The organism is Paracoccus onchidii (assembly GCF_028294535.1).
GTDB lineage: Bacteria > Pseudomonadota > Alphaproteobacteria > Rhodobacterales > Rhodobacteraceae > Paracoccus > Paracoccus onchidii.
In genome coordinates, this window is record NZ_JAQBIE010000001.1 from 220,749 (window position 1) to 241,091 (window position 20,343).

General features: G+C 61.2%; 18 protein-coding genes and 1 tRNA gene. 12 read left to right on the plus strand and 7 right to left on the minus strand.

What is annotated here, in order from left to right; all coding sequences use genetic code 11:
* The first annotated feature begins 48 nt into the window (after positions 1 to 48).
* The 3 genes from dut to PAF17_RS01100 are packed head-to-tail and all read left to right on the plus strand — an operon-like array spanning position 49 to position 3,632.
* Complete coding sequence (gene dut, locus PAF17_RS01090) at positions 49 to 519, plus strand: dUTP diphosphatase (protein WP_271887229.1); 471 nt, start codon at positions 49 to 51, stop codon at positions 517 to 519.
* On the plus strand, positions 519 to 1,547 hold the full coding sequence (locus tag PAF17_RS01095) for a HesA/MoeB/ThiF family protein (RefSeq protein ID WP_271887230.1): 1,029 nt from the start codon (positions 519 to 521) through the stop codon (positions 1,545 to 1,547). The genes dut and PAF17_RS01095 overlap by 1 nt, the downstream gene beginning before the upstream one ends.
* Before the next feature lie 60 nt (positions 1,548 to 1,607).
* Positions 1,608 to 3,632 (plus strand): M3 family metallopeptidase, encoded by a 2,025-nt coding sequence (locus tag PAF17_RS01100; protein WP_271887231.1) that lies wholly within the window; start codon positions 1,608 to 1,610, stop codon positions 3,630 to 3,632.
* A 38-nt stretch (positions 3,633 to 3,670) separates the two neighbouring features.
* Here PAF17_RS01100 and PAF17_RS01105 read toward each other — a convergent pair whose 3' ends face one another.
* The gene (locus PAF17_RS01105) at positions 3,671 to 4,273 is read right to left on the minus strand and encodes an SH3 domain-containing protein (RefSeq protein WP_271887232.1); all 603 of its coding nucleotides are present in this window, start codon (positions 4,271 to 4,273) and stop codon (positions 3,671 to 3,673) included.
* A 206-nt stretch (positions 4,274 to 4,479) separates the two neighbouring features.
* On the opposite strand from PAF17_RS01105, the gene PAF17_RS01110 reads away from it, so the two are divergent.
* Positions 4,480 to 5,481 carry a 2-hydroxyacid dehydrogenase gene (locus PAF17_RS01110; protein ID WP_271887233.1) on the plus strand — a complete coding sequence of 334 codons (1,002 nt, stop codon included), beginning with the start codon at positions 4,480 to 4,482 and terminating at the stop codon, positions 5,479 to 5,481.
* Positions 5,482 to 5,542: 61 nt separating this feature from the next.
* Positions 5,543 to 6,742 (plus strand): MFS transporter, encoded by a 1,200-nt coding sequence (locus PAF17_RS01115; RefSeq protein WP_271887234.1) that lies wholly within the window; start codon positions 5,543 to 5,545, stop codon positions 6,740 to 6,742.
* Here the strand turns inward: PAF17_RS01115 and panB are convergent.
* The 6 genes from panB to uvrA all read right to left on the minus strand — a co-directional run bounded on the left by panB (position 6,739) and on the right by uvrA (position 12,870).
* Positions 6,739 to 7,548, minus strand: coding sequence for a 3-methyl-2-oxobutanoate hydroxymethyltransferase (gene panB / locus PAF17_RS01120; protein WP_271887235.1), 810 nt, complete (start codon positions 7,546 to 7,548; stop codon positions 6,739 to 6,741). The genes PAF17_RS01115 and panB overlap by 4 nt on opposite strands.
* A 13-nt stretch (positions 7,549 to 7,561) precedes the next feature.
* The gene (gene panC / locus PAF17_RS01125) at positions 7,562 to 8,419 is read right to left on the minus strand and encodes a pantoate--beta-alanine ligase (RefSeq protein ID WP_271887236.1); all 858 of its coding nucleotides are present in this window, start codon (positions 8,417 to 8,419) and stop codon (positions 7,562 to 7,564) included.
* Positions 8,420 to 8,512: 93 nt separating this feature from the next.
* On the minus strand, positions 8,513 to 9,112 hold the full coding sequence (locus PAF17_RS01130; protein WP_271887237.1) for a TetR/AcrR family transcriptional regulator: 600 nt from the start codon (positions 9,110 to 9,112) through the stop codon (positions 8,513 to 8,515).
* A gap of 292 nt (positions 9,113 to 9,404) precedes the next feature.
* Positions 9,405 to 9,479: transfer RNA gene (locus tag PAF17_RS01135), tRNA-Gly, on the minus strand.
* 152 nt (positions 9,480 to 9,631) lie between these two features.
* A complete protein-coding gene (locus PAF17_RS01140; RefSeq protein ID WP_271887238.1) occupies positions 9,632 to 10,015 on the minus strand; it encodes a DUF4260 domain-containing protein in 384 nt (127 codons plus the stop codon).
* Positions 10,012 to 12,870 (minus strand): excinuclease ABC subunit UvrA, encoded by a 2,859-nt coding sequence (gene uvrA / locus PAF17_RS01145; protein WP_271887239.1) that lies wholly within the window; start codon positions 12,868 to 12,870, stop codon positions 10,012 to 10,014. The genes PAF17_RS01140 and uvrA overlap by 4 nt, the downstream gene beginning before the upstream one ends.
* A 235-nt stretch (positions 12,871 to 13,105) precedes the next feature.
* Here uvrA and PAF17_RS01150 point away from each other — a divergent pair, with 235 nt between their 5' ends.
* From PAF17_RS01150 to PAF17_RS01180, 7 genes are all read left to right on the plus strand, one after another.
* Positions 13,106 to 16,540, plus strand: coding sequence for a pyruvate carboxylase (locus tag PAF17_RS01150; protein ID WP_271887240.1), 3,435 nt, complete (start codon positions 13,106 to 13,108; stop codon positions 16,538 to 16,540).
* 269 nt (positions 16,541 to 16,809) lie between these two features.
* Positions 16,810 to 17,175 (plus strand): NADH-quinone oxidoreductase subunit A, encoded by a 366-nt coding sequence (locus PAF17_RS01155; RefSeq protein ID WP_271887313.1) that lies wholly within the window; start codon positions 16,810 to 16,812, stop codon positions 17,173 to 17,175.
* Positions 17,166 to 17,699 (plus strand): NuoB/complex I 20 kDa subunit family protein, encoded by a 534-nt coding sequence (locus PAF17_RS01160; RefSeq protein ID WP_271887241.1) that lies wholly within the window; start codon positions 17,166 to 17,168, stop codon positions 17,697 to 17,699. Before PAF17_RS01155 ends, PAF17_RS01160 begins: the two co-directional genes overlap by 10 nt.
* A 3-nt stretch (positions 17,700 to 17,702) precedes the next feature.
* Positions 17,703 to 18,323 (plus strand): NADH-quinone oxidoreductase subunit C, encoded by a 621-nt coding sequence (locus PAF17_RS01165; RefSeq protein ID WP_271887242.1) that lies wholly within the window; start codon positions 17,703 to 17,705, stop codon positions 18,321 to 18,323.
* On the plus strand, positions 18,320 to 18,745 hold the full coding sequence (locus PAF17_RS01170) for a GFA family protein (protein WP_271887243.1): 426 nt from the start codon (positions 18,320 to 18,322) through the stop codon (positions 18,743 to 18,745). The genes PAF17_RS01165 and PAF17_RS01170 overlap by 4 nt, the downstream gene beginning before the upstream one ends.
* Complete coding sequence (locus PAF17_RS01175; protein WP_271887244.1) at positions 18,745 to 19,989, plus strand: NADH-quinone oxidoreductase subunit D; 1,245 nt, start codon at positions 18,745 to 18,747, stop codon at positions 19,987 to 19,989. Before PAF17_RS01170 ends, PAF17_RS01175 begins: the two co-directional genes overlap by 1 nt.
* Positions 19,989 to 20,339, plus strand: a complete 351-nt coding sequence (locus PAF17_RS01180; RefSeq protein WP_271887245.1) for a hypothetical protein — start codon at positions 19,989 to 19,991, stop codon at positions 20,337 to 20,339. The genes PAF17_RS01175 and PAF17_RS01180 overlap by 1 nt, the downstream gene beginning before the upstream one ends.
* The last annotated feature ends 4 nt before the right edge of the window (positions 20,340 to 20,343 follow it).

Sequence of the window (20,343 nt, forward strand, 5' to 3'; positions counted from 1 at the left end):
GGCCGCGCAGGCATTTGCCGCGCGGCCTTTGCAATCAAGGGGGCAGGAATGGTGCAATCACCCGTGATAGGGATGAAATGGCTGGACGGCGCGGATCAGGATCTTGGTTTTCCGGTCTATCAGACAGCCGGGGCGGCAGGCGCGGATCTGCGCGCGAATTTTACGCCTGACGGCCGGGATGGCATTCGGCTTGCACCCGGTCAGCGCGCATTGGTGCCGACCGGCCTGGCCATGCAGATCCCGCAAGGATGGGAGGTTCAGCTGCGACCCAGGTCAGGGTTGGCGCTGAAGCAGGGGGTCACGCTGGCCAACAGCCCGGGAACCATCGACAGCGATTATCGCGGGCCATTGGGGGTGATCCTGATCAATCTGGGCGATGTTGATGTGCATGTCGCACATGGTGACCGCATTGCGCAGATGGTGGTCGCGCCCGCCCCTCAGGCGGTATTCGCCCTGGTCGAGGATATTGATCAGACGACGCGCGGCGCAGGTGGATTCGGCTCGACCGGGGCCAGCTGATGCTGGGGGTCTGGTTGCTGGCCGGATTTGGCGCGTTCGGCCTGATCCTCAGGCTGCCCGGACGCGTGATGGGGGCCGCCCTGTCATTGCTGTGGGCTGGTATCATCGTGCTGCTGGCGGTTGCGCCAGATGCATCCTTGTCGCGCATGGTTGGGGGAAGTGCGATTCAGTGGTTGGTCGCCGGCGGCTTTGCCGCGCTCGTTCTGGGTTATCGGGGGCTTCTGGGACGTCTGCGCGCCCGTGCCATCCAACCCGAACCGCTCGCCCCGTCGCCAGAGGATGACGGGCTGTCAGGTGCCGAGCTGGATCGCTATGCGCGTCATCTCGTGCTGCGAGAAATCGGTGGCCCGGGACAGATGCGTTTGCGTCGGGCGCGGGTATTGGTGGTGGGTGCCGGTGGGCTGGGGTCGCCGGTTTGCCTGTATCTTGCCGCCGCCGGTGTCGGCCGGATCACGGTTGCCGATGATGATGTGGTCAGCCTGTCAAACCTGCAACGTCAGGTGATCTTTCGAAGCGATCAGCGCGGTGAGGCCAAGGCCGAAGCCGCCGCGACTGCGATGAAGGCCTTGAACCCTCATGTCCAGTTGACGCCGCTGACCCGACGGGTCGGGGCCGGAGATGTCGATCTGTTCCGTCAGCATGATCTGATTATTGACGGTTCGGACAGCTTTTCGTCGCGTCAGGCGGTCAATGCGGTCTGCGTCGCGGCGGGTGTCCCCTTGCTTGCCGGATCGATTTCGCAATGGGAAGGACAGGTGACCCTGTATGATCCCGCGCGGGGTGGGCCGTGCCTGACATGCCTGTTCCCGGATGAGCCTGCCGCCGGTCTTGCACCCGCCTGCGCCGAGGCGGGCGTCGTGGGCGCCTTGCCCGGTGTGGTCGGCAGCCTGATGGCATTGGAGGCGATCAAATACCTGACCGGCGCCGGGCGGGACCTGCGGGGACGCCTGATGTTGTTCGATGGGCTTTACGGGGAAAACCGCGTGATCAAGACACAGCGCCGGGCGGGATGTTCTGTTTGCGGCTAGGCTTCTACTGGAACTTGGCTTCGGCGCGACCTAGGTATCTGTCATTGACAGGAGACGCGCATGAATTCCGAACTGACCCGCTGGACCGGACCCGAGGGCTTGCCGCGCTTTGACCTGATTTCAGATCAGGACTTTGCGCCCGCTTTCGATCAAGAGCTGGCCGCAGCAGAAGCCGCGCAAGAAGCGATTGCCGCCAATCCCGCGCCTGCAACATTTGAAAATACGATCGCCGCGCTTGAAACCGCAGAACTGGGACTCGGGCGTGTTCTGTCCATCTTTTACACCGTTGCCGCAGTCGATTCGAACGCGGCCCGTCAGGCGTTGCAGCGTGATTTCGCGCCCCGCCTTGCGGCCTATGGCAGCCGCACAAGCATGGATCCCCGACTTTTCGAACGGGTCCGGCACGTCGCCTCGGATATGGCCGACCTGAGGCCACAGGACCGGCGGATCACCGAACTGGCGTTGCGTGACATGACCCGATCGGGGGCGGGGCTGACAGGCGGGGCACGCAAGCGCATGGCCGAGATCCGCAGCAGGATGGCCGTGTTGACCACGGAATTCACCCAGAACGTGCTGACAGATGAACGCGAATATGCCCTGCCTGTTGCCGATGATCAGCTTGGAGGGCTGCCCGACTGGCTGATTCGTGCGATGCGCTCTGCCGCGGCGGAACGTGGGCACGACGGACAGGTGATGACGCTGAACCGGTCCTTGATCGTGCCTTTCCTTGAACATGCCAGCGATCGAAGCCTGCGCGAAACCGTGTTCCACGCCTGGACAGCGCGCGGCACCGGAAATGGTGCAGGGGGCGCAGACAGCAACAACCTGCCCATCGCCGCCGAGATCCTGGCCTTGCGTCACGAACGGGCCAGGTTGCTGGGATATGCCGATTTTGCCTCTTACAAGCTGGCACCGGAAATGGCCGGAAATGCCGATAGGGTCGAAGCCCTTTTGGGACAGGTCTGGCAGGCGGCCACGGCCCGCGCCCGTCAGGACCAGGCCCGCCTGACCGAGTTGCTGCATGAAGATGGGCGAAATGGCGCGCTCGAACCTTGGGACTGGCGGTTCTATGCAGAGCGTTTGCGCCGGCGCGAACATGATTTCGACGTCTCGCAGGTCAAGCCCTATCTGGGGTTGGACGCCATGCTGGGTGCGGTCTTCGACGTCGCCAATCGTCTGTATGGTCTGGAATTTGCGCCACTCGAAGCGCAACTATGGGCACCTGACATTCGTGCATGGCGCGTGACGCGTGATGGCAAGCTGATGGCGATATTCGTGGGCGATTACTTTGCCCGACCCGGCAAGCGTTCAGGGGCATGGTGTTCGTCATTGCAGCCGCAGCACAAGATCGGCAAAGGTCAGCGCGCGATTGTCGTGAATGTGTGCAATTTCACGCCCCCCGAGGCACCGGGAGCACAGGCATTCCTGTCATGGGATGACGCCCGGACATTGTTCCATGAATTCGGACATGCGACGCATCACATCCTGTCGGACGTGGATTGGCCTTCGATTTCGGGAACGTCGGTGGCGCAGGACTTCGTAGAGCTGCCCAGCCAGCTTTACGAACATTGGCTGGAGCAGCCCGAGGTTCTGGACCGTCATGCCAGACATTTCCAGACCGGCGAGGTGTTGCCCGCCGATCTGCGCGACCGGTTGATCGCTGCCGGAAATGCCGATGCCGGTTTTGCCACGACCGAATATCTGGAAAGCGCGCTTGTCGATCTGGCATTTCATCGCGGGGAACCGCCGCAGGACATTCTGGCGCGTCAAAACCAGATTCTTGAAGCGCTTGCTGCACCCGCAGCCATCCCGATGCGTCATGCGGCGCCTCATTTCGCGCATGTCTTCGCCGGCGACAGCTATGCCAGCGGATATTACAGCTATATGTGGTCCGAGGTGATGGACGCAGATGCCTTTGCCGCGTTCGAGGAAACCGGAAACATCTTTGACGGCGCGACCGCGAAACGGCTTGAGCAGAGTATTCTGTCACGCGGGGGTTCCGCCCCGGCCGAGGAATTGTGGCTGGCGTTCCGCGAGAGAATGCCCGGAGTCGAGGCGCTGCTGAAAGGTCGCGGGCTTGCCTGATCCCGCAAAGGCGGCCCCGACGGGGCCGTCGCCAGGCTTTAGTCGCGGATCTCGTCCGGGTCGACGCCCCACAGGGTTGATTTCATGACCCATCCGCGCTGCCCGCCGCCAGTGACGCGGCACCAGTCGCGGTTGCATTCGCCCAGACGGACAATTGCCCCCGATTCTGCACGTGCGGCAATATCCGCATCCTGGTGGGGGCGGTTGCGCAAGGCGACCATGTCCTCGGTGACGACAGCGGTGCGCACGCCCGACAAAAGGGCGTAATGGACCCACCCGCCGGCACCGTCCTTGTCTTCGACCCGGCGCCAATGACCGAATTCGGCCACAACGCGCAACGGCATGCCTGCATGGCGGAAAACCCAGTCGATGCGATGTGACAGGCTGGGGCCGCGGCGGGCGTTTCCTTCGCTGCCCTTCAGGCTGACATAGCGTGGAAGGGGCAGGTTGGTGACCGGGCCGCGTTGCTGTGGTGTTTCCGCGGACTGGACGCGGGTCACGGTTGCGTCGCCGGCAGTGCCGGGGGCTGATGTGCCGCCGCTGCCGGCCGTTCCGGGCAGGGCACCGGCCAGCAGGATGGTCCCCGCGGCGATAGTTGCGGTGATCGTCTGGCGGCAAACCCCGAAAGCGGTTCTGTTCATGTCATGCCTGTTCCTGCTTGCCCCTGCTCGGGTCTGTTCGCTTCTGCGTTGCCTGACTGATCCGGTTCCGCAACTTGCCAATCGGGCGCTGGCGGTATTCGGAGCCGGTGGGGTCTTGTGCCTGCCCCGCAACGCGGGCAGTTTGCCAAAAGCCGTCGCGCAATGGAAGGTCGGCGCCGACACGTCTTCGAGAAAGTGAGGTTTCCATGCACAGCACTTATTCTTCGCGTCAGAAAATGCGTGTCGCCGTTACGCGCCGCCTGCCCGAGGCGGTCGAGACACGCATGAAAGAACTGTTCGATGTCGCCTTGCGCGAAGAAGAACGCAAGATGACGCGCGACGAATTGATCGCGGCGATGCAGAATTGCGATGTTCTGGTGCCTACGGTGACCGACCAGATCGATGCCTCGATGTTGGCGCAGGCCGGCGAGCGGCTGAAACTGATCGCGAATTTCGGTGCCGGGGTCGATCATATTGATGTCACCACGGCGCGCCAGCGAGGGGTGCTGGTGTCCAACACCCCCGGGGTGGTGACCGAGGATACGGCCGACATGACCATGGCGCTGATACTTGCCGTGACCCGGCGTATTCCCGAAGGACTGGCCGAAATGCAGGCCGGACGATGGGGAGGATGGGCGCCGACATCCCATCTGGGCGGACGCGTGGGCGGGCGCCGGCTGGGTATTCTTGGAATGGGGCGAATCGGGCAGGCCGTGGCGCGGCGTGCCGCAGCTTTCGGAATGCAGGTGCATTACCACAATCGCCGGCGGCTGCGCCCCGAGACCGAAGAACAGCTGCAGGCCACCTATTGGGAAAGCTTTGACCAGATGCTCAGTCGTATGGACGTGATCAGCATCAACGCGCCCCATACGCCTTCAACCTTTCATCTGCTGAACGCGCGGCGTCTGAAATTGCTGAAACCGTCCGCCGTAGTCGTCAACACCTCGCGCGGGGAAGTGATCGACGAGAACGCGCTGACGCGGATGTTGCGGGCAGGTGAAATCGCCGGCGCGGGGCTGGATGTTTTCGAACACGGGCATGAAATCAATCCCAGGTTGCGCGAACTGCCCAATGTCGTGTTATTGCCGCATATGGGCTCGGCGACGGTCGAGGGACGCGCCGAGATGGGCGAAAAGGTCATCATCAATATCAAGACCTTTGCCGATGGTCACCGTCCCCCGGATCTGGTCGTGCCAAGCATGTTGTAAATGACGTCGCTGGCCGCCGCCCAAAGGATCGGCAGCGCATAAGACAAAGGGATCGTGCCTGATGCAGATCACGACGCAGCGGGTGGCCGTATCGGCGCTGTTCTTTGCCAATGGCTTGATGATCGGCAGCTGGGCCCCGAAGCTGGCCGTGCTGATCCGGAGGCTTGGAATCACGGAAGGGACGGCCGGTCTTGTCGTGCTTTGCCTTGGGCTTGGTTCGCTTGTGGTGATGCCGGTCTTTGGTGCGATGACGGCCCGCGTCGGGTCGCGCCGCGCTGTATGGATGGCCAGCCTGCTTGCAACGCCGACGCTGCTGTTGATGACTGCGGCGCCGGGGCTGGTCTGGGTCGCGCTGGCCGTATTCCTGTTCGGCGGTTTCCTGGGCGGAATGGATATCGCGATGAATGCCAACGCAGTTGTCGTCGAGCGGGTGCAGCGCCGGGCGATCATGTCTTCGTGCCACGGTTTCTGGTCCCTTGGCGGAGGGGTCGGCGCGGGGCTTGGCGGTATGATTCTGGCCGCATGGGGCGAAGCCGGGCATGCCGTTCTTGTCACGTTGCTGTTTCTGGCTGTCCTTGCCCTGGCGCTTCCGCGATTGCAGCAGGACGCACCGGCGACGGATGCCGACAAGGCCCCCATCAAGCTGCCAGGAACGCCGCTGCCCTATGTCCTTGGTGTTGTCGCGCTGTGCTGCATGGTGCCCGAAGGGGCGATCCTCGACTGGGGTGCGGTGTATTTGCAGCGGGAACTGGGGGCCTCACTCTCCTTGGCAGGGTGGGGGTTTGCGGCTTGTGCCGCGACGATGGCTGTCGTGCGTTTTCTGGGTGACATGTTGCGCAACCGGTTTGGCGCCGTGAGTATGATGCGGTTCAGCGCCTTGACCGGCATCGCCGGTCTGGGCGTGTCGGGAATTGCGGCGGATCCGATCGTGGTCATCCTCGGGTTCGGTCTTGCCGGAATTGGAATCGCGAATCTGATGCCCATTGTCGTGTCCGCGGCAGGAAATCTGCCGGGGCTGGCGCATGGGGTCGGGCTGTCAGTCGTGACGATGATGGGGTATTCGGGCATTCTTCTGGCACCCGGTTCGATCGGCTTCCTTGCCGAAAGACACAGCTTTGCGACGATCTATCTGGGGCTGGCGTTCCTGTTGCTGATACCGCTGCTGTTCTCGCGGCTTGTACGCAGCGCAGGGTTCGAGATGTCGGAAGCCGACAATTGCGGCGAACAGGCGGCCGCCAGCAGCCTGAGGGATGTGGCCTAGCGATAGGTTTGCTCGGGTGCGGGAAAGCTGCGATCCCGGACCGCTGCGGCATATTCGGCGATGGCGTCGGCACAGATTTCACCCGCATTTCCGAATTTGCGCACAAAGCGGGGCACCCGTGCCGACATGCCCAACATGTCGTCTATGACGAGGATCTGCCCGTCACATTGCGCAGACGCGCCGATGCCGATGGTGGGGACCTGAATTGCTGATGTGATCCGATTCGCCAGTTCGGCCATCACACCTTCGACGACCACACAAAATGCGCCTGCGTCGGCGATGGCCCTGGCGTCATCGATGTGGGCGGGCCAACTGTCTTCATCGCGCCCCTGTGTTTTGAAACCGCCCATGACATGCGTTGCCTGCGGCGTCAGGCCGACATGCCCCATGACCGGAATGCCCCGGCTGGTCAGAAAGGCAACCGTTTCGGCCATGCGCGCGCCCCCTTCCAGCTTGACCCCGCCACAGCCGGTTTCCTGCATGACCCGTGCGGCATTGCGAAACGCCTGCTCGGGGCTTTCTTCATAGCTGCCAAAAGGCATGTCGACCACGACCATCGCGCGATGTGATCCGCGCATGACCGCCTGGCCATGCAGGATCATCATTTCCAGCGTGACGCCGATGGTCGAGGGAAGCCCGTGCACCACCATGCCAAGACTGTCGCCGACAAGGATCAGTTCGGCATGCTCATCGATCAGGGCCGCCATCGGTGCCGTGTAAGCTGTCAGGGACACGATCGGGGTGTCGCGCTTGCGTGCGGCGATCTGGGGGGCGGTAAAGCGTTTTACGGATGCCTGTGCAGACATGGGGACCTCTTGTTCAGGGGCGGGCGGTGCGCTGATCTATCAGCAGCACATCACCGAAAGCCACGGCCAGCAGCATCACGACCGGGCGGTCAATGCGTGTCAGTCGCGCCAGCGTGGTCGCATCACGGATGTCGATGGAACGGATGCTGGCTCTGGGTTGATTGCGCAGGACGCGGCGCAGCTCGGCCCGCAGGGCGGCAAGGCTGCATCCCTGCATGACCAGTTCTTCACCGCGATCCAGCGCCGCACACAGCGCGGTTGCCGCCTGACGGTCTTCGGGGGAAAGGCGGCTGTTGCGCGAAGACATCGCCAGGCCATCGGCCTCGCGCACGGTCGGGACGCCCAATATGTCGATCGGCACATCCAGATCCGCGACCATCTGCCGGATGATCGCAAGCTGTTGATAGTCCTTCTCACCAAATGCCGCCATATCGGGCCGGACGATATTGAAAAGCTTGGTGACAATTGTCGACATGCCGCGAAAATGTCCGGGACGGAGCCGGCCGATCAGCATGCGTGACAGACCCGTGACCTCGACGACGGTTTGTGCGCCGGGGCGATAGATGTCGTCGACCGCAGGCAGAAAGGCGGCGTCGCATCCGGCCTGGCGCAGCAGGCGCAGGTCATTTTCCTCGGTGCGTGGGTATGACGCCAGATCCGAGGCCTGATCGAATTGGGTCGGGTTCACGAAGATCGAGGTGACGATCTTGCCCCCGCCGCGCTGATCCAGCCATTCCCGCGACCGGGATACCAGCTGCAAATGCCCGTCATGCAATGCCCCCATTGTCGGCACCAACGCAACATGTTGGTCCTGATCGCGCCACTGTGAGACGCAATCGCGGATCGCCCGCTTGTTGCGGCAGATCTGCATGTTCTGGTCCTCCCCCCGCCCTCGGCGTGGGGGGGAACCTACATGAACTGGCCTGTTTCGCACAAGTGCTGCGTTGCAGCATTGCCGGTTTGGTCAGTCCGGCGTGTCGTTTGATGGGCCGAGCAGCAGCATCCGCATCATGTCCTCGCATGGAGGGTTGGGGGCAGGGGCGTTGGGGCGCGGGCTGTTCATGCCCAGCACGGCAAATCCATGCGCCATGGTCCAGACGGCATGTTCGACCTCTAGCGCGTTGCGGCCCTCGGTAAAGGGGCGGCAGCTGTCGCGCAGGACCTGATAACAGTTCAGGGCGATCTTTTGCAGTTCTGGGTCGTCATAGCTGGCTTCGGTGAACATCAGCCGGAACAGCGGTTCGTTGCGATCGCAGAAATCGAGATAGGCATGCACCCTGACCATCAATCGCTTGAAAGGGTCAGGTTGGTCGTGATTGCCGTTCTGATGTTCGACATTGCGCAGGTAGTCCAGCAGCATTTCGAACCCGCGCTTGGCAATTGCATTCAACAAGCCCCGCAATCCATCGAAATGATGGGCGGGTGCGGAATGTGAAACACCAGCCCGTGCCGCGGTCTTACGCAACGTCAGACCTGCCTGTCCGGATTCGGCCAAAAGCGCCAAGCCCGCGTCAATCAACGCTTCCTGCAGGTTTCCGTGGTGATGCGGCTTCTTCGGGGTCATTGTTTTGACCAATTGCCCATAGTTGACAGTGTAAAGTTTGCTGCTAGAAGCGCCAAAGCCCTGTTTGTATCGATTGCATGGCGCGCAAATGTGGGGTGCGCCATGCGTGTTTGTTAACGATTGCTGGGTGCCTGCGGTCGCCTTGGCCCTGAAAAATCCATTTTATTACTGATTTAATTCTGTGTTTGGGTTGGGGCGACCACCCCGCTTTCGCGCTGGTATTCAGAATAGCATGAAGCCCCGAATGCCAAAACAAAAAAGGCCGAACCATCAAGGTTCGGCCCTTTTTGTTTGGAGCGGGCGATGAGATTCGAACTCACGACCCTAACCTTGGCAAGGTTATGCTCTACCCCTGAGCTACGCCCGCATCCGTTCCGTCCGGCGCTTCGTGTTACCGTTTCGCCTTCGGTGAGCGGTGATTTATGGGACTGCGCTGGGGGGTGCAAGGGGAAAATTTCGTTTTCGCGAGATTTTTTCGCAGGGGTGAATTTAAGATGCTGAAATGAATGAATTTATTATTCATCGATCTTCGCTTTTCCCTGTTCGGGATACGCGCAGATGGTGATCGTAAAAGCCGCCCGTCCCCTTGAGGCCGATCCCAAGCGCACGATCGGCGCCGACATGCGCCAGCCAAAAGGCGCCGGCCGCGATCACGGCGGGTTGTCCCAGCAGCAAGCCGGCCAAAGCAAGGCCCATGCCACCTGCATACAGGTGAAACAGGTTGTAGATCATGGCCCCGATCCTGGGCCCCGCGAGATAACCCGTCATCGACAGGTCGGGCGCCAGCAGCGCCAAGGGCCAGACCCAAAGAGGCCAGCCCGGCTGTGTCATCGCGGCCAGCGGAATCGCCGCAACGAACATGGCTATGCCTTCGGCACGCTGCCACGCGATGGCAGAGGTCATTCCGCGGCCCTGATGCGGGCCTGATCCAGCATCGGGGCCAGATAGCGGCCCGTATGGCTGGCAGCGTTCTGTGCCACGTCTGCGGGTGTGCCTTCGGCCACGATGGTGCCGCCGCCATCGCCACCCTCGGGGCCGATATCGATGATCCAGTCGGCGGTCTTGATGACGTCCAGATTATGTTCGATGACGATGACCGTATTGCCTTGGTCGACCAGACTGTGCAGCACCTCGAGCAATTTGCGCACATCTTCGAAATGCAGGCCGGTGGTCGGCTCGTCCAGGATATACAGGGTGCGCCCGGTCGATCTGCGCGACAATTCCTTGGACAGCTTGACGCGCTGCGCCTCGCCGCCCGACAGGGTCGTGGCCTGCTGGCCGACCTTGATATAGCCGAGGCCGACCTTCATCAGCGCATCCATCTTTTCGCGGATCGAGGGAACGGCGGCAAAGAACTGCTGCGCGTCCTCGACCGTCATGTCCAGCACATCGGCAATGGACTTGCCCTTGAAGGTCACTTCCAGCGTTTCGCGGTTATAGCGTTTGCCCTTGCAGGTTTCGCATTCGACATAGACGTCGGGCAGAAAGTGCATCTCGATCTTGATGACGCCGTCGCCCTGACAGGCCTCGCAGCGGCCGCCCTTGACGTTAAAGCTGAAACGGCCCGGCTTGTAGCCACGGGCCTTCGATTCGGGCAGGCCGGCGAACCAGTCGCGGATCGGGGTAAAGGCGCCGGTATAGGTGGCCGGGTTCGATCGGGGTGTGCGGCCGATCGGGCGCTGGTCGATATCGATGACCTTGTCCAGATGCTCCAGCCCCTTGATCGTCTCGCAAGGGGCGGGGGTCTGGCGCGCGCCGTTCAACCGCAGGCTGGCGGTCTTGAACAGCGTTTCGATGGTCAGGGTCGATTTGCCGCCGCCCGAGACGCCTGAGACACAGATGAATTTTCCCAGCGGGAACTCGGCCGTCACGTTTTTCAGGTTATTGCCGCTGGCGCCGACAACCGTGACCTTCTTGCCGTTCCCTTCGCGTCGTTCGGCGGGGATCGAAATTTCGCGCGCACCGGCCAGGTATTGCCCGGTCAGGCTGGCGGGGTCGGCGGCGATCTGGTCCGGGGTGCCGTGGCTGACCACGGTGCCGCCATGAACGCCCGCGCCGGGGCCCATGTCGAAAACATAATCCGCATGGCGGATCGCGTCCTCGTCATGTTCCACCACCAGAACCGAATTGCCCTGATCGCGCAGGTTCATCAGCGTGCGCAGCAACCGGTCATTGTCGCGCTGATGCAGCCCGATCGAGGGTTCGTCCAGCACATACAACACGCCGGTCAGGCCGCTGCCGATCTGGCTGGCAAGGCGGATCCGCTGGCTTTCGCCCCCCGATAGGGTGCCGGCAGCGCGAGACAGGGTCAGATAGTTCAGGCCGACATTGACCAGGAAACCCAGGCGCTCGCGGATTTCCTTGAGGATCGCACCGGCGATTTCATTTTTCTGCTTGCTCAGATGCTGTGGGGCGGTTTCGACCCAGTTCAGCGCGTCCTGAATCGATAATTCGACCACTTGCCCGATATGGCTTCCGGCGATTTTCACCGCCAGCGCCTCGGGTTTCAACCGATAGCCGTCGCAGGTTCCGCATGGGCGGTTGTTCTGATAGCGTTCGAATTCGTCGCGCACCCATTGACTGTCGGATTCGCGCAGGCGGCGCTGCATGTTCGGAATGACGCCTTCGAAAACGCGGCTGATCTCGTAGACGCGGCCTGCATCGTCGAAGCGGAACTTGATCTGTTCTTCACCCGATCCGTAAAGGAAGAGACGCCTGACCTGTTCGGGCAGGTCGCGCCACGGGGTTTTCTTGTCAAAACCGTAATGCTTGGCCAATGCATTGATCGTCTGCGTCAGGTAGGCCGATTTCGATTTCGCCCAAGGTCCGATCGCGCCCTTGGCCACGGATAGTGAACTGTCGGGGACGACAAGCCGTTCGTCGAAGAACAGTTCGACCCCAAGCCCGTCACAGGCAGGGCAGGCCCCGAAGGGTGCGTTGAACGAAAACAGCCGCGGCTCGATTTCGGGAATGGTGAAGCCGCTGACCGGACAGGCAAAATTCTCGCTGAAGGTGATCCGCTCGGAGTCGGCATCCTTGGCGGCGGTTTCCAGAACCGCGATACCGTCGGCCAGATCCAGCGCGGTGCGCAGGCTGTCGGCAAGGCGCGTCTCCAGCCCCTCGCGCACAACGATGCGGTCCACCACCACGTCGATATTCTGACGGAATTTCTTGTCCAGAACCGGCGGCTCATCCAGTTCGTAGAACTCGCCATTCACCTTGACGCGCTGGAAGCCCTGCTTGCGCAGTTCCAGAAACTCTTTCTTGTATTCGCCCTTGCGGTCGCGAACGATGGGGGCCAGCAGATAGGCACGGGTGCCTTCCTCCAGCGCCATGATCCGGTCGACCATGTCCTGAACCTGCTGCGCCTCGATCGGCAGGCCGGTGGCGGGGGAAAACGGCGTCCCGGCCCGCGCGAACAGCAGGCGCAGATAGTCATAGATCTCGGTCACGGTGCCCACGGTCGAACGCGGGTTCTTCGAGGTTGTCTTCTGTTCGATGCTGATCGCGGGCGACAACCCGCTGATATGGTCCATGTCGGGCTTGCCCATCATGTCCAGAAACTGCCGGGCATAGGCCGACAGGCTTTCGACATAGCGCCGCTGCCCTTCGGCATAGACAGTATCGAAGGCCAGCGAGGATTTGCCGCTGCCCGACAGCCCGGTGATCACGACCAACTGGTCGCGCGGGATGTCCATGTCCACGCTTTTCAGATTGTGTTCGCGCGCGCCACGAACCTCGATGAACTTTTGTTCCATGTCCGAGCCTTTTCCGACCAAGGGCAACACATAGGCAGGCAGCTTGAAAAAGCAACCGTCGCATAAAGAACATAGAGCGAACATGCGTTCAACCCTGCTCTGGCGGCGATTGATTCCTGTGCGTTCAAAGGGCGTTTCGCGCAACAAATGGCGGGTTTTCACAGAACTGTATTGCAAATGCTTGCGCTGCGGTGCGGCATCGCTAGGATGCCGCAAACCGAGAAGAGGGGCCGGTATGTTTCAGAAGATCCTTGTGGCGAACCGTGGTGAGATCGCAATTCGCGTGCTGCGTGCAGCAAATGAATTGGGAAAGCGCACGGTCGCGGTCTATGCCGAAGAAGACAAATTGGGGCTGCATCGCTTCAAGGCCGATGAAGCCTATTGCATTGGTGAAGGGCTGGGACCGGTTGCCGCCTATCTCTCCATCCCCGAGATTATTCGGGTGGCCAAGGAAAGCGGCGCGGACGCAATTCATCCGGGATACGGCCTGTTGTCCGAGAACCCGGAATTCGTCGATGCCTGCGCCGCGGCCGGCATCACCTTTATCGGCCCCAAGGCGGAAACGATGCGCGCGCTTGGCGACAAGGCCAGCGCAAGGCGGGTTGCGATCAAGGCCGGTGTCCCGGTCATCCCCGCGACCGAGGTGCTGGGCGACGATTTCGACGCGATCAAGGCCGAAGCGGCCGAGATTGGTTATCCATTGATGCTGAAGGCCAGCTGGGGCGGCGGCGGTCGCGGCATGCGCCCGATCAACGGTCCCGAGGAATTGGTCGAGAAGGTCCGCGAGGGTCGCCGCGAGGCCGAGGCCGCATTCGGCAATGGCGAGGGTTATCTGGAAAAGATGATCCTGCGCGCCCGCCATGTCGAGGTGCAGCTGCTGGGTGACACGCAGGGCGGTCTGTATCATCTGTTTGAACGTGATTGCACCGTGCAACGCCGCAACCAGAAGGTCGTCGAGCGGGCCCCCGCACCCTATCTGACCGAGGAACAGCGTAACGAAGTCTGCGAACTGGCGCTGAAGATCGGGCAGGCGGTCGGTTATGAATGCGCCGGCACAGTTGAATTCCTGATGGATATGGACAGCCAGGAATTCTATTTCATCGAGGTGAACCCCCGCGTTCAGGTCGAGCACACGGTCACCGAAGAGGTGACGGGTATCGATATCGTGCAGGCCCAGATCAAGATTGCAGAAGGTGCCACCTTGGCCGAGGCGACGGGTGCGGCGCGGCAATCGGACATCTCGTTGTCAGGCCATGCATTGCAATGCCGGGTGACGACGGAAGATCCGCAGAACAACTTCATCCCCGATTACGGCCGAATCGCAGCCTATCGCAGCGCGACCGGCATGGGCATCCGGCTGGATGGCGGCACGGCTTATGCGGGTGGCGTAATCACGCGCTATTATGATTCGCTGCTGGTCAAGGTGACGGCATGGGCACAGACCCCCGATCAGGCGATCAAGCGGATGGACCGGGCATTGCGCGAATTTCGCGTGCGCGGGGTCAGCACGAATATCGATTTTGTCATCAACCTGCTGAAACACCCGACCTTCCTGAACGATACCTACACGACCAAGTTCATCGACACGACTGATGACCTGTTCACCTTCAAGAAGCGCCGGGACCGCGCGACCAAGATCCTGACCTATCTGGCCGATATCAGCGTGAACGGCCACCCCGAGACCGCGGGCCGTGCCTTGCCTCCGGCGCAGGCCCGTCCGCCCTTGCCGCCTGCGGCCAAGGGCGAGCCGGTTCCAGGAACCCGGCAATTGCTTGAAGAAAAGGGCGCACAGGCTGTGGCCGACTGGATGGCCGCACAAAAACAGCTGCTGATTACCGACACGACCATGCGTGACGGTCACCAATCGCTGCTTGCCACGCGGATGCGCAGCATCGATATGATCCGTGTCGCGCCAAGCTATGCGGCGAATCTGCCGCAGCTGTTCAGTGTGGAATGCTGGGGGGGCGCAACCTTTGACGTGGCTTACCGGTTCCTGCAGGAATGCCCGTGGCAGCGTCTGCGCGATATCCGCGCGCATATGCCCAACCTGATGACGCAGATGTTGCTGCGGGCCAGCAATGGCGTCGGCTACACAAACTATCCCGACAATGTCGTGCAGTCCTTCGTCAAGCAGGCGGCCGAGACCGGCGTTGACGTGTTCCGCGTGTTTGACAGCCTGAACTGGGTCGAAAACATGCGTGTCGCGATGGATGCGGTCATCGAAAGCGGCAAGATCTGCGAAGGCACGGTTTGCTATACCGGCAACATGCTGGACCCGGAGCGGTCCAAATATGATCTGAAATACTATGTGCAGATGGCGCAGAACCTGAAGGCAGGCGGGGCGCATGTTCTTGGCCTCAAGGACATGGCAGGGCTGTTGAAGCCCGCCGCCGCGCGGGTTCTGATCAAGACCCTCAAGGAAGAGGTGGGCCTGCCTGTCCATTTCCATACCCATGACACCAGCGGCATGGGTGGGGCAACGATCCTGGCGGCGGCGGATGCCGGTGTCGATGCGGTCGATTGCGCCATGGATGCCCTGTCGGGCAATACCAGCCAGCCGACCATCGGTTCCGTGGTCGAGGCCTTGATCGGCACCGAACGTGACACCGGGCTGGATGTCGAGGCAATCCGTGCGATCAGCAACTATTACGAGCGCGTGCGGGAAAACTATGCCGCCTTCGAATCGGGGCTGCAGTCGCCGGCATCCGAGGTCTATTTGCATGAAATGCCGGGCGGCCAGTTCACCAACCTGAAATCGCAGGCCCGTTCGATGGGGCTTGAGGATCGCTGGCACGAGGTTGCGCAGGCCTATGCCGATGTGAACCAGATGTTCGGGGATATCGTGAAGGTGACGCCATCCTCGAAAGTGGTCGGCGACATGGCCCTGATGATGGTCGCCCAGAACCTGACGCCCGAGCAGGTGCTTGACCCGCAGGTCGATGTCAGCTTCCCGGATTCGGTCGTTGACATGATGCATGGCAATCTGGGGCAGCCCCCCGGCGGCTGGCCCAAGGGTTTGCAGGGCAAGGTTCTGAAGGGCGAAGCCCCGATCAGCGACCGACCCGGTGCGCATCTTGAGCCTGTCGATCTCGAGGCGACCCGGGCCGAGCTGTCGGCCCTGCTGGAAGGCCGCGATGTCGATGATGAGGATCTGAACGGCTACCTGATGTATCCGAAGGTCTTTCTGGACTACATGGGCCGCCACCGGACCTATGGCCCGGTCCGCACCCTGCCGACGCGCAACTTCTTCTACGGGATGGAGCCGGGGCAAGAGATCACGGCGGAAATCGATCCCGGCAAGACGCTGGAAATCCGTCTGCAGGCTATCGGCGAAACCGACGAAGCAGGTGAGGTCAAGGTCTTCTTCGAACTGAACGGCCAGCCTCGTTCGATTCGGGTTCCCAACCGCAAGGTGACGGCAGCCACGGCCGCGCGGCCCAAGGCTGACCCCGCCGATTCGTCGCAGCTGGGCGCACCGATGCCAGGTGTCGTGGCCTCGGTCGCGGTGTCGCAAGGGCAGGCCGTCAAACAGGGCGACATGCTGCTGACGATCGAGGCCATGAAGATGGAAACCGGCATCCATGCCGACCGCGATGGTACGATCAAGGCCGTTCATGTCACGCCGGGGGCCCAGATCGATGCCAAGGACCTGATGGTCGAGTTCGAATAGTCGAAACCTGATCGCCATGTTCCCGAACGCCGCCGGACAATGTCTGGCGGCGTTCTTCGTGAAGCAGTCCGGAACCGACCATGCAGGCCTGGCCGTGCGGGGGCAGGTGGGGCAGATCAAATGCGGATCATTGGGTCAAAGGCCTTGCGTTTCAATGGCACTTGTCCGCCTCGGCCCGTTGACCCCGCGCATCGTCAGGTCTAAACCGACCACAGCCAACCCGTCGCGGGTAGCCATGTTTCCCCGCGACGCATAAGGGGAACATGCCCGTGGAAACTCTGTTGCAGGAATATCTGCCCGTACTGGTCTTCGCAGCAATGGCCTCGGCGCTTGCGCTGGTGCTGATCCTGGCAGCGGTGGTCGTCGCAATTCGCAACCCGGATCCCGAAAAGGTCAGCGCCTATGAATGCGGTTTCAACGCGTTCGACGATGCGCGAATGAAGTTCGATGTCCGGTTCTATCTTGTGTCGATCCTGTTCATCATCTTCGACCTTGAAGTCGCGTTCCTTTTTCCCTGGGCAACCAGCTTTGCCGGATTGTCCGATGTGGCGTTCTGGTCGATGATGGTTTTCCTCGCTGTTCTGACCGTTGGCTTTGCCTATGAATGGAAGAAAGGGGCGCTGGAATGGGCGTGATGACCGGTGCCAATGCCGCCGGCGCGGATCGTGAATTCGCGACCAAGGCGCTGAATACCGAGCTGCAGGACAAGGGGTTCCTGCTGACAAGGACCGAAGACATCATCAACTGGGCGCGCAACGGGTCGCTGCACTGGATGACATTCGGCCTTGCATGCTGCGCCGTCGAAATGATGCAGGTTTCCATGCCGCGTTATGACCTGGAACGCTTTGGCACCGCGCCGCGTGCCAGCCCGCGCCAGTCGGACCTGATGATCGTTGCCGGCACGCTGACCAACAAGATGGCGCCCGCGCTGCGCAAGGTCTATGACCAGATGCCCGAGCCGCGCTACGTGATCAGCATGGGCAGCTGTGCCAATGGCGGCGGCTATTATCATTACAGCTATTCGGTCGTGCGTGGCTGTGATCGTGTCGTTCCGGTGGACATCTATGTTCCGGGCTGCCCGCCCACCGCCGAGGCGCTGCTATATGGTATCCTGCAACTTCAGCGCCGCATCCGGCGCACAGGCACGTTGGTGAGGTAAGCCATGGCAGTTTATCCCGATCTGGAAGCGCTGGAGCAACTGGCCGAACATATCAAGCTGCGTCGCAGCGGCGAAGTATTGGGCGCCAAGGTCGAGTTCGACGAACTGACCGTGACATCGACCGTCAGCGGCATCGTCGATCTGATCGAGTTCCTGCGCACCGACAGCAGCTGCCGGTTCTCGACCCTGGTCGATATCACCGCCGTTGATTACCCCCAGCGTCCGCAGCGGTTTGACGTGGTTTGGCATTTCCTGTCGATGTACCAGAACCACCGCATTCGCATCAAAGTCGCCATCCGCGAGGATGAAATCGTCCCGTCGCTGGTGAATATCCACCCCTCGGCCAACTGGTTCGAACGCGAAATTTTCGATATGTTCGGGATCCTGTTCTCGGGGCATCCGGACCTGCGCCGCATCCTGACCGATTACGGTTTCCGCGGCTATCCGCTGCGCAAGGATTTTCCGACCACCGGCTATGTCGAAGTCCGCTATGACGAGGCTGAAAAGCGCGTCGTCTATGAACCCGTCAATCTGGTGCAGGAATACCGGCAATTTGATTTCCTTTCGCCGTGGGAGGGCGCGAAATACGTCCTGCCCGGTGATGAAAAGAAAGACGGGCAATGAGCACGCTTGACGCATCCTGCCTTTGCGGTGCCTGCAAGATGACCGTGCAGACCGGTCCGAACCCCGAGGCCGGGGCATGTCATTGCAGCAAATGCCGCAAATGGAGCGGCGGCATCTTTCTGGCGGTCGATTGTGACAAACCGGTTGTGTTCAATGATGACGCGCCGATCGGGGTTTACGGATCCTCGGAATGGGGAGAACGGGTTTTTTGCAAGATATGCGGCAGTTCGCTTGTCTGGCGTTCGCTGGATGGCGCGCATAGCGCCGTTTCACTGCAATGCTTTGATGATCCCGAAAGCTTTCCCGTGACGGCCGAGATCTTTACCGATTGCAAACCGGGCAATTATGCTTTGGCCGGGCAGCTTCGCGGCATGACCGAGGCCGAATTCATGGCCCAGTTCACCCCGCAACAGGAGGGTTGATGATGGACGGCGACATTCGCAACAATCAATATGATGACGGTTCGTCCGATGCCCTGACCGGCGAACAGCGCATTCGCAATTTCAACATCAATTTCGGCCCCCAGCACCCGGCGGCCCATGGTGTGCTGCGCATGGTGCTGGAGCTGGATGGCGAAATCGTCGAGCGTTGCGATCCCCATATCGGCCTGCTGCATCGCGGCACTGAAAAGCTGATGGAAAGCCGCACCTATCTGCAGAACCTGCCTTATTTCGATCGGCTCGATTATGTGGCGCCGATGAATCAGGAACATGCATGGTGCCTCGCCATCGAGCGCCTGACCGGGACTGAGGTGCCGCGCCGGGCCAGCCTGATCCGGGTGCTCTATTCCGAGATTGGCCGGGTTCTGAACCATCTGCTGAACGTCACCACACAGGCCATGGATGTCGGGGCCCTGACGCCCCCGCTCTGGGGTTTTGAAGAACGCGAAAAGCTGATGGTGTTCTATGAACGCGCCTGCGGCGCTCGCCTCCATAGTGCTTATTTCCGGCCCGGTGGCGTGCATCAGGATCTGCCGCCCGAACTGATCGACGACATCGAAGCATGGTGTGATCCGTTCCTGAAGGTGCTGGACGATATCGATGGTCTTCTGACCGAGAACCGTATCTTCAAACAGCGCAATGCCGATATCGGCATCGTGACCGAGCAGGATATCCTTGATTGGGGTTATTCGGGTGTCATGGTTCGCGGCTCCGGGCTTGCCTGGGATCTGCGCCGCAGCCAGCCCTATGAATGCTATGACGAGTTCGATTTCCAGATTCCCGTCGGCAAGAATGGCGATTGTTATGACCGCTATCTGTGCCGCATGGAGGAAATGCGCCAGTCGGTCAGCATCATGCGTCAGGCGATTACCAAGCTGCGCGAACCGAATGGGCAGGGCGACATTCTGGCGCGCGGCAAGCTGACTCCGCCCAAGCGTGGGGACATGAAGCGCGACATGGAAAGCCTGATCCACCATTTCAAGCTGTATACCGAAGGTTTCCATGTTCCGGCAGGCGAGGTCTATGCCGCGGTCGAGGCCCCAAAGGGCGAGTTCGGCGTTTATCTGGTCAGCGACGGAACGAACAAGCCCTATCGCTCGAAGATCCGCGCGCCGGGTTATCTGCATCTGCAATCCATCGACTGGATGTCCAGGGGGCATATGCTGGCTGATGTGTCCGCCATAATCGGAACAATGGACATTGTGTTCGGCGAGGTGGACCGCTGATGCTGCATGATCTGGTCCAGATTGTCGGCTGGCTGGTTGCCATCTGTCTTGGGGTGGTCACGTTGCTGCTGGCGTTCAACCGTCAAACCGGCCTCCGCCTGATCCAGCATCGGGTTGAAATGCTGCCGCAGGCGATGTTGGTGCGCTATGGTGCGCTGACATTGCTGGCCGTGATTGGTTCATGGCTTGGAACGCCGGTTTTCCTGTTCGCTGTCTTGATTGCGTTCTCCGCGATCGGGTTCGGCGATGCCTTCATATACCGTCGGGCGGATCTTCCGTTCCGGCTTCACCTGGTCGTTGGCGGGGTTGCGTTGTTCGGCGCCCTGCTTGCATTGATCGCGAATAGCTGAGGTC